11 protein-coding genes are annotated in these 13,245 nt (G+C 73.3%); 5 read left to right on the top strand and 6 right to left on the bottom strand.

Annotated elements, in window-relative coordinates:
* Nucleotides 1-208 precede the first annotated feature (208 nt).
* Entirely contained in the window at nucleotides 209-1,432 is a 1,224-nt protein-coding gene (locus AB0J40_RS36510) for a hypothetical protein (RefSeq protein ID WP_364462668.1), read from the top strand.
* A gap of 422 nt (nucleotides 1,433-1,854) precedes the next feature.
* Here the strand turns inward: AB0J40_RS36510 and AB0J40_RS36505 are convergent, their stop codons facing one another.
* The 4 genes from AB0J40_RS36505 to AB0J40_RS36490 all read right to left on the bottom strand — a co-directional run bounded on the left by AB0J40_RS36505 (nucleotide 1,855) and on the right by AB0J40_RS36490 (nucleotide 7,201).
* Nucleotides 1,855-4,077 (bottom strand): tetratricopeptide repeat protein, encoded by a 2,223-nt coding sequence (locus AB0J40_RS36505; protein ID WP_364462665.1) that lies wholly within the window; start codon nucleotides 4,075-4,077, stop codon nucleotides 1,855-1,857.
* A 96-nt stretch (nucleotides 4,078-4,173) separates the two neighbouring features.
* Entirely contained in the window at nucleotides 4,174-5,394 is a 1,221-nt protein-coding gene (locus AB0J40_RS36500) for an amidohydrolase family protein (RefSeq protein WP_364462662.1), read from the bottom strand.
* Nucleotides 5,391-5,813, bottom strand: coding sequence for a GAF domain-containing protein (locus AB0J40_RS36495; protein ID WP_364462659.1), 423 nt, complete (start codon nucleotides 5,811-5,813; stop codon nucleotides 5,391-5,393). Before AB0J40_RS36495 ends, AB0J40_RS36500 begins: the two co-directional genes overlap by 4 nt.
* Nucleotides 5,810-7,201 (bottom strand): MFS transporter, encoded by a 1,392-nt coding sequence (locus AB0J40_RS36490; RefSeq protein WP_364462656.1) that lies wholly within the window; start codon nucleotides 7,199-7,201, stop codon nucleotides 5,810-5,812. The genes AB0J40_RS36495 and AB0J40_RS36490 overlap by 4 nt, the downstream gene beginning before the upstream one ends.
* A gap of 128 nt (nucleotides 7,202-7,329) precedes the next feature.
* On the opposite strand from AB0J40_RS36490, the gene AB0J40_RS36485 reads away from it, so the two are divergent.
* The 3 genes from AB0J40_RS36485 (at nucleotide 7,330) to AB0J40_RS36475 (ending at nucleotide 9,979) form a co-directional block, all read left to right on the top strand.
* The gene (locus AB0J40_RS36485; RefSeq protein WP_364462654.1) at nucleotides 7,330-8,208 is read left to right on the top strand and encodes a MurR/RpiR family transcriptional regulator; all 879 of its coding nucleotides are present in this window, start codon (nucleotides 7,330-7,332) and stop codon (nucleotides 8,206-8,208) included.
* Between the two features lie 77 nt (nucleotides 8,209-8,285).
* Nucleotides 8,286-9,014: an SDR family oxidoreductase gene (locus AB0J40_RS36480; protein WP_364462651.1), complete on the top strand. Its 729-nt coding sequence runs from the start codon at nucleotides 8,286-8,288 to the stop codon at nucleotides 9,012-9,014.
* 5 nt (nucleotides 9,015-9,019) lie between these two features.
* Nucleotides 9,020-9,979 (top strand): RNA polymerase subunit sigma-70, encoded by a 960-nt coding sequence (locus AB0J40_RS36475; protein ID WP_364462648.1) that lies wholly within the window; start codon nucleotides 9,020-9,022, stop codon nucleotides 9,977-9,979.
* On the opposite strand, the gene AB0J40_RS36470 is transcribed toward AB0J40_RS36475, so the two are convergent.
* Nucleotides 9,939-10,658: a GAF and ANTAR domain-containing protein gene (locus tag AB0J40_RS36470; RefSeq protein ID WP_364463019.1), complete on the bottom strand. Its 720-nt coding sequence runs from the start codon at nucleotides 10,656-10,658 to the stop codon at nucleotides 9,939-9,941. The genes AB0J40_RS36475 and AB0J40_RS36470 overlap by 41 nt on opposite strands.
* 176 nt (nucleotides 10,659-10,834) lie before the next feature.
* Here AB0J40_RS36470 and AB0J40_RS36465 point away from each other — a divergent pair, with 176 nt between their 5' ends.
* The gene (locus tag AB0J40_RS36465) at nucleotides 10,835-11,173 is read left to right on the top strand and encodes a DUF3140 domain-containing protein (protein WP_364462645.1); all 339 of its coding nucleotides are present in this window, start codon (nucleotides 10,835-10,837) and stop codon (nucleotides 11,171-11,173) included.
* Nucleotides 11,174-11,257: 84 nt separating this feature from the next.
* Here the strand turns inward: AB0J40_RS36465 and AB0J40_RS36460 are convergent, their stop codons facing one another.
* Entirely contained in the window at nucleotides 11,258-13,219 is a 1,962-nt protein-coding gene (locus AB0J40_RS36460) for an RICIN domain-containing protein (protein WP_364462642.1), read from the bottom strand.
* Nucleotides 13,220-13,245 lie beyond the last annotated feature (26 nt).

Genomic DNA, 13,245 nt, shown 5'->3' with positions numbered 1-13,245 from the left:
CCCACGGTGAACGCCGTCCACCGCCCGCTCCTCCTCGGCCACTTTCCCATTGATTCCACCGAAGAACCACGTCAGGAGGGCGCGGAAAGCTCGTTGACGATCAACGTTGATCCATTGTCAACCGGCGAAAGCACAGGCCGAAAGCCATTTCTCAACCGGGTCCCCGACATTCGTGACAACAACTGGACACGACTTCTGGAGGACCGCGATGGCCGAGCGCACCTGGGTACGCAGCCCCATCGGAACCGCCGACGCGCACTTCGCCACCCGGCGCGGCACGAAATCCGTTCTCGTGCTCGTGCCGCACATCGTGGCCGGCACCCGGTTGCTGGACCTGCTGCCGCTGTTCGAAGCCGACCACCGCATCCAGATCGTGTTCGCCGATCCCGAGGACGGCGACGGCTGGCCCGCCACGCACGACTTCCTCCGCGCGCACGGCGGCACCGTGCTCCCGTGGGCCCAGGCGCGCCGCGGCGACTTCGACCTCGTCCTCGCCGGGAGCACCCGCGGCCTCGACGACCTGGCCGCCCCGGCCGTGCTGGTGCCCCACGGCGGCGGGTTCGGGCAGTACCGGCCGTGGCGTCCGCCGGCCACCGCGCGGCCCCACCGGCCGCAGACCGGGCTGGGACCCGACCAGCTGATGCGCGAAGGCCGCGTCCGCGCCGACGCGATCGTCCTCGTCCACGACCGCGAGCACGAGCTCCTCGCTCAGGTCTGCCCCGCCGCCCTGCCCGCCGCGGTCGTGGCCGGCGACATCGCGCTCGACCGGCTCACCGCCAGCCTGCCGTTCCGCGACCGGTACCGGCGGGCCCTCGGCGCCACCGAGGAGCAGGAGGTCGTCGTGGTCTCGACCACCTGGTCGCCGCAGTCGGCCTTCGGCAGGCACCCGGACCTGTTCGACCGCGTCCTGGCCGAGCTGCCCCGCGACCGCTACCACGTCGTCGGCGCCCTGCACCCGCAGATCTGGGCCCACCACGGGGCGTGGCAGGTCCGCTCCTGGCTCGCCGACGCCGTCCGCGCCGGCCTGACGCTCGTCCCGCCGGACGAAGGGTGGCGCGCCGCGCTGGCCGCCGCCGACCACGTCCTGGGCGACTACGGATCCGTGACCGGCTACGGCGCCGCGGCCGGCGCGGCGATCCTGCTCGCCGAGAGCCGGGACCGGCCGCTCCTGCCGGGTAGCCCGAGCGAGGTCCTGGCGCGGCACGTACCGCGGTGGCGGCCGGAGGTGGCGCTGCCACCCCAGTTGCGCGCCGCGGCCGACGTGCGCGACGCGGCCGGGCTGCCCGGCCTGGTCGGCGGGCTGCTCACGTCCCGGCCCGGGCAGGCGGGGCACATCCTGCGCCGGACGTGCTACCGGTTGCTCGGCCTCCCGGAACCCGCTCGCGCGGTGCCGGTCTCGCCGGTGCCGCTGCCGAAGCCGGTGGCGGCGTGAACCTCACCAGGTGGTGCTGCACATGGGAAGGCCGGCGCACTGCGGTGGTCACGGGCTCGCCATCGAGCCGGCTTTCGTTCGCCCATGACGGAAACCGGCGCGGCTCAGACGGCACACCGCCCGGTCGGCTTTCGTTTGCCGGCGCGGTGTCCGACCGGGGAAACCTCTGCGGCACCACGAGCACCGGCCGGCTTTCGCTCGCCGACGCGGTGCTCGCCGACCCCCGCCCCTCCCACGCCGACGGCCGGGTGGCACTGGCCGCGCTGTTCGATCGGCTGCCGGGGCTGACCGTGGCCGCCGTCCCGATCGGTGCGGCCGGGCTGCTGCTCGGCGACCACACCGGCGGCACCACCCTGCTCGGCGCCGACGCCGGCGAACTCGCCGCGGCCGCCGCCTGCCTCTGGCTCGTCTCCGGGCGACGGCTACCCGCTCTCGCCGCCGTCCAGCGCCTCGAGCGCCGCGCGTGCCCGGTCCAGCGTCGCCCCGCCGACCTCGGCGAGCAGCTCGACCGCTTCGGTCAGGTAGGCACGGGCCCGGCCGCGCTGGTCGTCGGCCTCGGCGACTTCGGCCAGCGCCAGCAGCGCCTCCGCCTCGTACACCGCTGATCCCGATCGCCCCAGCACCGCCCGCGCCCGCTCCAGCCGGCGGACCGCCGCCTCGGTCCGCCCGGATCGCACGTCGATCCGGGCGAGGCCGAGCGCCACCCTGGCCGCGCCCTTGTCGTCGCCGATCTCCTCGAACAGCCGCGAGGCCGCATCCAGGTGCCGTGCCGCGCCGGCCTCGCGACCGGCCTGCAGGAGCGCTTCGCCGATCCGGCGGTGCCGCGCCGCCACGCCGCGGTCGATGCCCAGCTCCTCCTCGATGCGCAGGCTGTCGGCGAACAGCACGACCGCCGCGTCGACGTCGCCGCGGCCCTGCACCACCATCCCCAGCTGTTCCAGGGCCGCCGACTCGTTGCGCCGGTCGTGCGCCTCCCGCGCCAGCTCCGCCGCCCACCGCGTCTCGCGCTCGGCCGGCTCGAGCTGCCCGAGGTCCAGGTGGGCCCGCCCGAGCTGGCACCGCAGCCGCGACTCGGCCACCCGGTCGTGGCAGCGTTGGGCCGCGGTGATGCCCAGTTCGTGCGACCGCAGCCATTCCGGGTAGTGCTTGCGGTACAGCAACAACTCCCACAACGCTTCGCAGAGCTGCCACGCCACTTCGTCGTGCCGGTAGGCCACCGCTTCCTCCAGCAGCGGCAGCACGTTCGGCAGCTCGCCGGCCAGCCAGTCCAGCGCCTCGCCGTCGTCGGCGAAGGGCGCCGGCTCCACCTCCTCGGCGACCGGGCTCACGCGCCAGCGCGACGGGATCACCACCAGGTTCGCCCGGGTCAGCTCCCGCAGGTACCACCGGGCGGCGCGCGGCACGGCTTCGAACCGGTCGTCGTCCCGCTGGGCCCGCGCGTGCAGCCGGACCAGGTCGTGGAACCGGTAGCGGTCGAGGTCGGCCTCTTCGAGCAGGCTCGCGTCGACCAGCACTTCCAGCGCGTCGGCGACGTCGGGTTCGCGCATGCCCGTGACCGCGGCCGCCAGCCCCGCGGTGAACTCGGGGCCCGGGATCTCGGCCGTCAGCCGGTACAGCAGCGCCGCGTGCGCCGGCAGCTCGCGGTAGGACCAGTCGAACGCCGCCGTCGCCGAATCCTCCGCACCCGCCAGCCGGGACAGCGTGGCGAGCCGTGACCGCTCGTCGCGCAGCTGCGCCACCACCCGGGACACCGGCCAGCGCGGCCGGGCGGCCAGCCGGGCCGCCGCGACCCGCAAGGTGATCGGGAACCGGCCGCACAGCTCGGCCAGCTCCGCCACCGCCGCCGGCTCCGCTCCGGCCCGGCTCGGGCCGAGCGTCCGGGTGAGCAACGCGATCGCGTCTTCGCGCGGCAGCGGAGCGACGTCCACGAACCGGGCCCCGTCGGCGAGCAGCCCGTCCAGGCGGAGCCGGCTCGTCACGACCACCGCGCACCCGGCCGACGCCGGGATCAGCGACCGCACCTGCGCCGTCGAAACGGCGTTGTCCAGCACCACGAGCAACCGGCGCCCCGCGGTCACCGTCCGGTAGAGCCCGACCTGCTCGGCCAGCCCGGCCGGCACCCGCTCCGGCGCGACGCCCAGCGCACGCAGGAAGACCCCCAGCACCTCTTCCGGTGCCACGGCCGTGTCCGCGGAAAAGCCGCGCAGATCGGTGTAGAGCTGCCCGTCGGGGTAGCGGTGGGCGTGGCCGGCCGCCCACGTCACGGCCAGCGCGGTCTTCCCGACCCCACCGGGACCGACCACGACGACCACCCGCGCGCGGGAGCCGGGCCCGGACCCGGTCAGCGCATCGAGGTTCGAGAGTTCATCGGCGCGGCTGACGAAGTGCGCCGGTGGCGGGGGCAGCTGGCGAGGGCTGCCCGGCACGACGGCGGGCTCCCGGCCCGGCCCCACCGCTGCGCCGCGCAGCGCGTCGGCAGCACCGCCCCACGCCCCGGCGCCCGGAACCGTGGCGGCGGGCTCCGGGTCGGCGGCACCGTGCTGGGCCGGCACGCCCGGCAACCGCGCCGTCCCCGGCGACCGGCCCGCGTCCCGCTCCTCCGCGCCGTTCGCCGCCCCGCGTCCACCCTCGCTGACGCCGTTCACCCGAACACCCCCCGACGTACCCGGAACTTCCCTGTCTACAGGGTGCGCACCGAAAAGTCAGTGGGCGGGCAAGTGAATTGGCCGACAGCGCCGGCCTCAGATCGCCGTTCCGGCGACCACCTCGCCGCCCTGGACGATGTGGCGGAAGTGCTTCGGGTCCGCCAAAACCCCGATGTCCGCCACCGGATCTCCGTCCACCACCAGCAGGTCCGCGTGCGCGCCGACGGCCAAGGTGCCGATTTCACCCGTAAGGTTCAGCAAGTCCGCCGCTGTCGAGGTTGCCGAACGGATTACCTCCAACGGTGGCTGGACTTCGCCGCGCAGGCGGAACTCGTGGTTCTGGTGGCGGTGCATGCCGCCCAGCAGGTCCGTTCCGTAGACCAGCTTCACGCCGCCGCGGGCCGCTCGCTCCAGTGCCGCCATGCCCGCGCCCAGTACCTCGTCGACCTTGCGCCAGCTCGCCTCCGGCAGGCCGTGTTCGCGGCCCTCCTCCTTCAGCGCCCAGTACGTCACCAGCGTCGGGACCAGGTACGCGTCCCGGGCCAGGAACAGCGAAACACTCCGGTCGTCCAGCAGGTTGCCGTGCTCGATCGAACGGACGCCCAGCTCCAGTGCCCGGTTCACCGCGCGGGCGGTGTACGCGTGCGCCGCCACGTAGCGGTTCGCCGCCGAGGCCTCCTCGACGATCGCCGTCAGCTCCTCCGCCGAGTACTGCGTCGAGTCGATGCGGTCGGTCGGGGACGCGACACCGCCCGAGGCCATCACCTTGATGTGGTGGGCGCCCTTGCGCAGCTCGTCGCGGGCGGCCGCGCGGACCGCGTCCACGCCGTCGGCCACCCGGCCCAGGCCCGCGCAGCACGGGTGGTCGTCCTTCACCTGGGTACCGCGGGTGCGGCTGTCGCCGTGGCCGCCCGTCTGGCTCAGCGCGCGGCCGCAGAACAGCAGCCGCGGGCCGCGGAACAGGCCGTCCGCCTGGGCGTCGGCCAGTCCGTAGTCGGCCCCCGACGCGTCGCGGACCGTGGTGAACCCGCGGTCGAGCATCCGGCTCATCGTCCGCGCGGCCTGAGCGGCCACATAGGACGGTGACGACGACGAAAGCGAACCCAGGTCCGCCGTCGACGCCGTGACGTGCACGTGCGCGTCGACCAGCCCCGGCAGCACCACCGCGCCGCGGACGTCGAGCACCGGCACGTCGGCCGCGGCCAGGTTCGGCCCGGTTTCGACGATGCGGCCGCCGGAAGCACGCAGGTCGCCTTCGGTGTACTCGCCGGACAGCGGGTCGAGCAGCCGGGCGTTGCGCAGCAACAGTTCCGTCATCGTTCCTCCAGAAGCGCGGGCACGGCCAGCGGCGCGAGCGATTCGGCCACCGCCACCGCATCCTCGTCGTAGCTGCCTTCGGCGTCGAGGATATTGAGCACCCCGAGCGTCCGGCCGCCGTCGACCACGGGCACGTTGATGATCGACCCGCAGCCGAGGCTTTCGATCAGGTCGTGGTCGGCGAAGATCTCGCGCACCGCCGCGCGATCCGGCCCGAAGTACGGTTCCTGCGCGGTGATGCACGTGTCGAGCCAGCCCGCGGCGACCTCGACCGTCTTCTCCCCGCCCACCGGGTACTCCGCCGGGTGGCTGCTGTGCACGCGCCGCAGGGCGCGCCGCTCCGGCACCCACGCGAGCACCGTGAACAGCCGCACGCCGATCGCGTCGCGCACCCGTTCCTCCACAGTGGACAAACTCACTTCGTCATCTCCTTCGCGGCCGCCTTCGGCGCGCCGTGTTCGGTCAGTTCTTCCAGGGACCGGCCCGCGGTCGACAGGCCGAAGACGAGCACGCAGAGGACCCCGGCCGCGAGCACCGCCGTCGTCATGCCGAAGACACCGGCGAACCCGAGGCTCGCCGAGGACAGGCCGATGATCGTCGGGGCGAGAATGCTGCCGACCCGGCCGAACGCGCTCGACAGCCCGGTGCCGCTGGCGCGGATCCAGGTCGGGAACACCTCGGGCGTGTAGGAGTACACGCCTGCGTAGGTGCCGTTGAGGAAGAAGGAAAGCACCGCCCCGGCGAGCGTGATCGACCACGGCGCGCTCGTCTGGCTCAGCCAGAACGCGCTCACGGCCGAACCGGCGAGGTACAGCGCGATCGTGTGCTTGCGGTCGAGCCGCTCGGACAGCCACGCGGCGGAGAAGTACCCGGGCACCTGGGCCAGGTAGATGATGATCGAGAACTCGAAGCTCTTCGTGACGGTGATGCCGCGTTCGACGAGCAGCGTCGGGATCCACGAGAAGAAGCCGTAGTAGGAGAACGTGATCACGAACCAGACGGTCCAGATCACCGCCGTCCGGCGCCGCATCGCCGGGCTCCAGAGGAACTTCAGCGCGCTGAAGAGGTTGACCTTCGGCGTCTCGGTGGCCGGCTGCGCGTCGGCGGGCGGGACCGGCGGGAGCGCCGTGCGGGTGGCCTTCTCGACGTCTCGCTCGATCTTGGCGACGACGTTCTCGGCTTCGGCGACCCGGCCTTGGGCGAGCAGGAAGCGCGGCGACTCGGGCAGCGACCGCCGCCACCACAGCAGCATCACGATCGGCAGCGCGGTGACCAGCTGCGCGATCCGCCAGCCCTCGTCGAACGACGGCACGACGAACCGCCCGATCAGCGCGGCCGCGACGAACCCGAAGGAGAAGAACCCGGCGAGCGCGCCGACGAACCAGCCGCGCCGCCTGGCAGGCACGAACTCCGACAGGAACGGCGCGATGATCGCGCTTTCCGCGCCGGCGCCCGCCCCCGCGAGCACCCGGGCGCCGAGGAAGACCTCGTAGTTGGGCGAGAAGGACGCGATGACGGAGAACACCGCGTAGAAGGCCAGCGCGTACATCATGACCTTCTTGCGGCCGATGCGGTCGCCGAGCAGGCCGGCCGCGATCGCGCCGAAGAGGAAGCCGAACGGCGTCGCGGAGCCGATCAGCCCGAGCTGGCCGTTGTCGAGGCCCCACGCCGCCTTGGCGCTGGGCAGCAGGAACGCGACGACCGCCGAGTCCATGCCGTCGAAGGTGTAGCCGAGCCCGCCGATGAGCAGCAGTTTGTAGTGGGGCCGGCTGAGCGGCAGCCGGTCCAGTCGTGCCAGCAGGGTCATGGGGGAACGCCTTCCGTGTCCGGGCGCCGGGGAGTGCGGACAACGTATACTGCGTTTTCACGGTTTTGCAATGTTCGTTGCAAGTCGACATCCCTGCGTTACGGTTTACCCGACCGAGGAGGGGACGAGTGACGGAGACCGACGACGGTTTCGAGGCGTGGCTGCGGGACCGGCTGCCCGAGCGCGGGCTGCGGCCGAAATCGGCCGCCGTGCTGGAGGTCCTCGTCTCCCAGCCGCGGCGGGCGTCCTTCGGCTCGACGGCCGAGCTGGCGCAGCTCGCCGGCGTCAACGTCGCGACCGTGACGCGCACGGCGCAGGCGCTGGGCTTCGCCGGCTGGCCGGCGTTGCAGCAGGAGCTGCGGGCCCGGTACATGTCGTCGCTGAGCGCGCCGCAGGTCGCCGAGGAGCACCGCGGCGTCGACTCACCGGGGTCCGCGTCGCTGCGCCGCGACCTCGACAGCCTCGCCCTGCTCAACCGGCGGTTCGACGAGGAGGTGATCCGCGAGGTCGCCCGCGCGATCGCGGCGGCCCGCCGGACGCTGGTGATCGCCGACGGCAGCTACGCGGCGGTCGGCATCGCCTTCGCGCACAACGCGCGTCTCGCGGGCTACGACGTCCACGCGGTGACGGCGGGCGACGCCGAACTCGCCAACCAGACGGCGAAGCTGACCTCGGCCGACGTCCTGGTGGCGATCAGCTTCTGGCGCCTCTACGAGAGCACGGTCCTGGCGGCGAGCGAGGCGAAGAGCCGGGGCGCGCGGGTGTTCGCCGTGACGGACGCGGCCAGCCCGGCACTGGCCGGCGCGGTGGAGCAGGTGCTGATGGTGCCGGCGGAAGGCGTGACGTTCTTCCCGTCGCTGACCGCGGGGATGGCGCTGGTCCAGGCGATCGTCGCCCAGCTGGCGGCCGTGGACCCGGCGCGGACGAGCGAGTCGATCGAGGCCGCGGAGGCGATGTGGTCGCGGTTCGACCTGCTGCACCGCCGCCCGTCCACCAAGCCTGTGTGAGCTGCGTCACTTCGCGACGGTTTTCCGCTCCCCCGGTGGTCTCGATCCCGTCCGCATCGACCACCTCGGGAGAGCCCATGTCCACCCAGTCCACCGCCGTCGTCACCGGGGCCGGCCGCGGCTTCGGGCGCGCCATCGCCGCCGCGCTCGTCGCCGGCGGCCGCACCGTCGCCGGCATCGCCCGCACCGCGCGCGAACTCGACGCCGTGCGCGACGAGCTCGGCGCGAGCTTCGTCCCCATCGCCGCCGACGCGACCGACGACGCGCTCGCCGAGAGCGTCCTGCGCGAACACCGGCCGGACCTGCTGGTCCTCAACGCGGGCGCCGTGCCGCACATGGCGCCCGTGCACGAACAGACCTGGGAGACGTTCAGCCGCAACTGGCACGTCGACACGCGGCACGTCTTCGCCTGGACCCGCGCGGCGCTCCGGGCGCCGCTGGCCCCGGGCAGCGTCGTCGTCTCGATGTCGAGCGGGGCCGCCCTCGGCGGGTCGCCGCTCAGCGGCGGGTACGCCAGCGCGAAAGCCGCCATCCGGTACCTGCGCGCGTACGGCGCCGAGGAGTCCGAACGCGCGGGGCTCGGCCTCCGGTTCGCCACGCTCCTGCCGCAGCTGACGCCCGCTACCGGCCTCGGCAGCGTCGGCGTCGAGGGCTACGCCGCGCGCAACGGCGTCGACCGCGACACCTTCGTCGCGAAGATGGAGTCGGTCCTGACGCCGGAGCAGGTCGCCAAGGCCGTCCTCGAAGTGCTCGACGGCGACGCCGCCGAATACCAGGTCAGCGGCACCGGCCTGCGTACGCTCTGAGTGCCATGCCCGACTTCGCCACCGAGACCGCGCCCTTCCGGGCCGAGCTGCTCGCGCACTGCTACCGGCTGCTCGGCTCGATCCACGACGCCGAGGACCTGGTGCAGGAGACGTACCTGCGGGCGTGGCGCGCGTTCGGCGGGTTCGAGGGCCGGTCTTCGGTGCGGCGCTGGCTGTACAAGATCGCCACGACGGCGTGCTTGACCGCGCTGGAAACCCGGGCCCGGCGGCCGCTCCCGTCGGGGCTGGGCGCGCCGTCCGACGACCACCGGGTGGCGGTGGCGGCCGCCGATCCGTCGGTGCCGTGGCTCCAGCCGATCCCCGACGCACTCCTCGACCCGGCCGCGGTCGTGGCCGGGCGCGCGGGGGTGCGGCTGGCGTTCGTCGCCGCGCTGCAGCTGCTGCCCGCCCGGCAGCGGGCGGTGCTGACCCTGCGGGACGTGCTGGCGTTCGGCACCGGCGAGGTCGCCGAGATGCTCGGCACGACCCCGGCGGCGGTCGACAGCACGCTGCGCCGCGCCCGCGGCCGGCTCGCCGAGGCGGGCCCGGTGCAGGACGACCTCGCCGAGCCGGCCGGGCAGGCCCGGCTGCTCGACCGGTACGTGGACGCGTTCGTCCGCGCCGACCCGGACGCACTGGTGACGCTGGTGCGCGCGGACGTCGAGCTGGAGATGCCGCCGGTCCCGACGTGGTTCACCGGCCGGGACGCGGTGCTCGGGTTCCTGGGCCGCCGCGTGCTGCGGCCGGGGGCCTGGCGGCTGGTGCCGACCCGGGCGAACGGCCAGCCGGCGCTGGTCGAGTACGAAGCCGTGGGCGGCGGACGGTTCGCCGCCCACGGCGTCCAGGTGCTGACGGTGCTCGGGACCCGGGTCGCGCGGATCACCGCGTTCAACGACGCCGCGCTGGTCCCGCTCTTCGCGGCCCCTAGCCACGACCTCCGTCGGCCGAGCTCATCCTCTTCGTGAAGCGGGCCGCGACGTCGCGCAGCTTCGTGTTCGTGTGCTGCGACTCGACGATCAGGCGTTGCATCGCCGCGTCCTCGCTCGCGCGGTGGATCAGCATCAGCATGCCCTTGGCCTGTTCGATCACCGCGCGCGTCTCCATCGCGTTGCGGAGCTCGTCGGCGAGCCGGCGGGCCTCCCGGTAGCGGCGGGTCAGCCGCAGGACCGTTTCCACGCACAACGTGAACAGCCGCAGCACCTTCGTGTCGAACTCGTGGTAGCCGTGCGCGCCGAAGCCGAACAGCGTGATCGCGCCGACGAGCGTGTCGTCCACGCGCAGCGGAACGGCCAGGTAGCTGCCCACGCCGAGTTCCTTGGCCGCGAGGACGAACTCGGGCCACCGGTCGCCGGTGTCGCCGACGGCGACCCGCACCACCTCGCCCGTGAGCGCCGCGAACAGGCCGGGACCGTCGCCCGCCGCGTACTGCACGTCGTCGATGCGCCGGGCGCGCTCGTCCGTGAAGGCCGCCGTCTGCGTCACGCCGTCGCGGACCACCACGATGCTCGCCAGGTCCGCGTCCGGGACGACCCGGACCGCTTCGCCGCAGACCGCGTCCAGCAGACCTGGCGTGTCCGAGACCGATTCGAGGACCCCGACGAGGTCGGCCAGGACGGCGTTCAGCTCGTCGACCCGCTCCGCCATGGCGTCGCCAGTGGTCGGCAAGATCCACCCCTCCCATGCGTCAAGCGGCGAGCCATGGGAAAGAGCTCGCCAGCAGCGTCAACCGAGACCACCGCTGGCGTTTCAACGGGTCCGGGAGAACTCTACCGGCCGCGCGCCGCCGGTTTGGCGAGGGCCGCGCCGGGTAGCCCGGGGAAATGAGCAACACGGCAGTTGACGACGAGTTGTGGGCGGAGTTCCACCGGGTGGTGAACATGACGTCGCGCGAGCTGGAGGACTGGCTGCGCACCCGCGACGCGGGCCCGGAGACCGAGCCGCTGCCCGACGAGGCTGGCCCGCCGACCGGCCACCAGGTGCTGGCGGTGCTGCGCAAGCGCCGGAGCGACGTGGACTCCCGCGACGCCGACGTGATGCGGAAGGTGGTCGACCGGGTGCACGCGCAGCGCCGCGACGACCTCGAGCCGACGGCGGGCGAACCGCACTGGCGGCACCGGCTGATGTCGATCGGCCACGATCCGTTGAAGCCGGCGGACTGAGCAGCCCCCGGTTTCCACGCTAGCGGAGGGCACCGACGAAAATCGGCGCCCTCCGCGGGTGGCCGCGTGGGTTGTCCACAGCGCCTAGCGGGCCACGGCCTGCCAGCGCTGGTTCGGGCCGTTCGTCGGCCGGTACAGCCCGATCCGGGCCCCGTCGTCGCGGGACTCGCCCGTGACGTCCAGCAGCTGGCCGCTCACCGCGTTGACGAACGTCCACGTGCCGTCGCCCGTCGTCGACAGCGTCCACTGCGCCGCCGCGTCCGTCGTTCCCGGCGGGGCCAGCGCCACCGCTCCGCCGGACGTGCTCAGCACCTCGCCCGTCGCCGCCGACGTGATCGAGAACCGGTCGCGGTTGCCGTAGCGGCCCGTGCGGTCGGTCAACGTCCACCGCTGCGCCGCCGAAGACGCGTCCGTCGTGCGCTGGACCAGGCCGCCGTTCTCCGCCGCCAGCGACTTGCCGCTCTGCACGCCGGTGAACGTGAACGGCTTTCCCGAACCCGGTCCCGTGCCCGCGGCCGCCGACGACACCCCGTCGACCAGGAACGTCGTCACCGATCGCGCCGGGACCCGCAGCGTCGCCCGCGCCGACGTCACCCGCACCGGCTTCCCGCGTCGCAGCGCACCGGTCACGTCCGTGACGACCGGCGTCACCGATGCGCCCGGCCGGACGCACCCGAAGCCGGACAGGTCCAGCGTGACGTCCTGGTCCGCCGTGCCCGCGTTGACGTGGACCACCGACGACAGGGCGTCGCCGCGCATCGCGGCCGTCGACGCGGTGTCGTTCGACGCGATCAGCCGGTCGCCCGGCCGGATGTAGTGGGTGAAGTTCCGCATCGTGTCGAACTTCGTGTTCGTCCGAACAGGACAGTCCGAAGTCGTGCAATCGAAGGGAACCTGGATCTCGCCCCAGTTCATCCCGGCCGCCGACTCCCCGCCCGGCTTCATGTTGTCGTAGTCCTCGATCGGCTGCCAGCCGACCCACGCGCCCGGCTCCAGCAGGCGCAGGTCGTCGGTGATCTGGCCGGCCAGCCCGAGCCCCGGGTCCATGCTGGTGAAGTCCTGCCGGTCCAGCCAGCTCCCGCCGACCTCGCTCATCCACAACGGCTTCGACGCGCCCTTCGCCAGGTCACGCGGGATCGGCCGGTTGCCGGTGCCGTAGGTGTGCACGTTCAGCCGCCCCGCCGCGGCGCGAGCGTCGGCGGACCAGCCGTTCCAGTCCGCGGCGAAGATGTCCGGGTTCGTCTCGTCGGGCGCGGAGACCACCTTCCCCGGCAGCGCCGCGGCCATCGCGGGGATCAGCCGCGACTGCACGGCAGGCCCGATGTGCGCCCCCTCCTGCCGGCCGCCGACCGGGTTGCCGTCGGCGCCGAGGGTGGTCTTCCAGTAGTTCGTGTTCGGCTCGTTCAGCGGGTCGACCGAGGAGAACCTGATGCCGTGCGCGCGTTCCAGCGTGCGCACGACCTGCGCCAGGTACGCGGCGAAGTCGCCGATCTTGTCCGGGCGCAGCTGCTCGTCGGTCGCATTGAAGCCGCCCGAGACGTACCCCGACACGGTCTGGAAGTACGGCGGCGAGTTGCTGAACGCCTCCCACTTCGTGACGCGGTTCTTGATCTTGTCGACCCACCACCGCTGGTTCGGGTCGGCTTTCGCGTCGAACTCGGCCGGGTCCCCGGGCGTCCACCAGTCCTTGTCGGCCCGGGTCGTCCCGGCCGGCGCCTTCCACCAGCCGGGGACCGCGCCGCCCTTGCGCAGGTAGTCCGGGACGTCCGGGGCGTTGCCGCCACCGATGTTGAACCGCGCGATGTTCAGGTTCAGCCCGTCCGGGCCGAAGACCAGGTCCGCCAGGCGGTTCCGGACGGAGTCGGGGTAGCCGCCGGTCGCCTCGGCCATCCACGCCAGGCTCGACCCCCAGCCCTCGAACGGCTGCTGGCGGTAGGTGGGATCGGGGCGGACGGTGACGGCAGCGGCCGCGGAAGCGGGTGCCGCGGCCACCCCCACCGCGACAATCGGTACACAAAGGACGGTGAGCAAACGCCGCAGGTTCATCGTCGAACTGCCCTTCGCTTCGGTGG

This window comes from Amycolatopsis sp. NPDC049691 (genome assembly GCF_040675005.1).
Classification (GTDB): Bacteria; Actinomycetota; Actinomycetes; order Mycobacteriales; family Pseudonocardiaceae; genus Amycolatopsis.
Note: the sequence above shows the minus strand (reverse complement) of the source record. Positions and strands in the feature narration are given on the sequence as shown.

Bases quoted from the DNA above. Each gene is read 5' to 3' on its own strand.
- AB0J40_RS36500 (WP_364462662.1), bottom strand. From the start codon at position 5,394: ATGACGGAACTGTTGCTGCGCAACGCCCGGCTGCTCGACCCGCTGTCC.
- AB0J40_RS36465 (WP_364462645.1), top strand. From the start codon at position 10,835: ATGAGCAACACGGCAGTTGACGACGAGTTGTGGGCGGAGTTCCACCGG.
- AB0J40_RS36475 (WP_364462648.1), top strand. From the start codon at position 9,020: ATGCCCGACTTCGCCACCGAGACCGCGCCCTTCCGGGCCGAGCTGCTC.
- AB0J40_RS36510 (WP_364462668.1), top strand. From the start codon at position 209: ATGGCCGAGCGCACCTGGGTACGCAGCCCCATCGGAACCGCCGACGCG.
- AB0J40_RS36480 (WP_364462651.1), top strand. From the start codon at position 8,286: ATGTCCACCCAGTCCACCGCCGTCGTCACCGGGGCCGGCCGCGGCTTC.
- AB0J40_RS36470 (WP_364463019.1), bottom strand. From the start codon at position 10,658: ATGGCGGAGCGGGTCGACGAGCTGAACGCCGTCCTGGCCGACCTCGTC.
- AB0J40_RS36490 (WP_364462656.1), bottom strand. From the start codon at position 7,201: ATGACCCTGCTGGCACGACTGGACCGGCTGCCGCTCAGCCGGCCCCAC.
- AB0J40_RS36460 (WP_364462642.1), bottom strand. From the start codon at position 13,219: ATGAACCTGCGGCGTTTGCTCACCGTCCTTTGTGTACCGATTGTCGCG.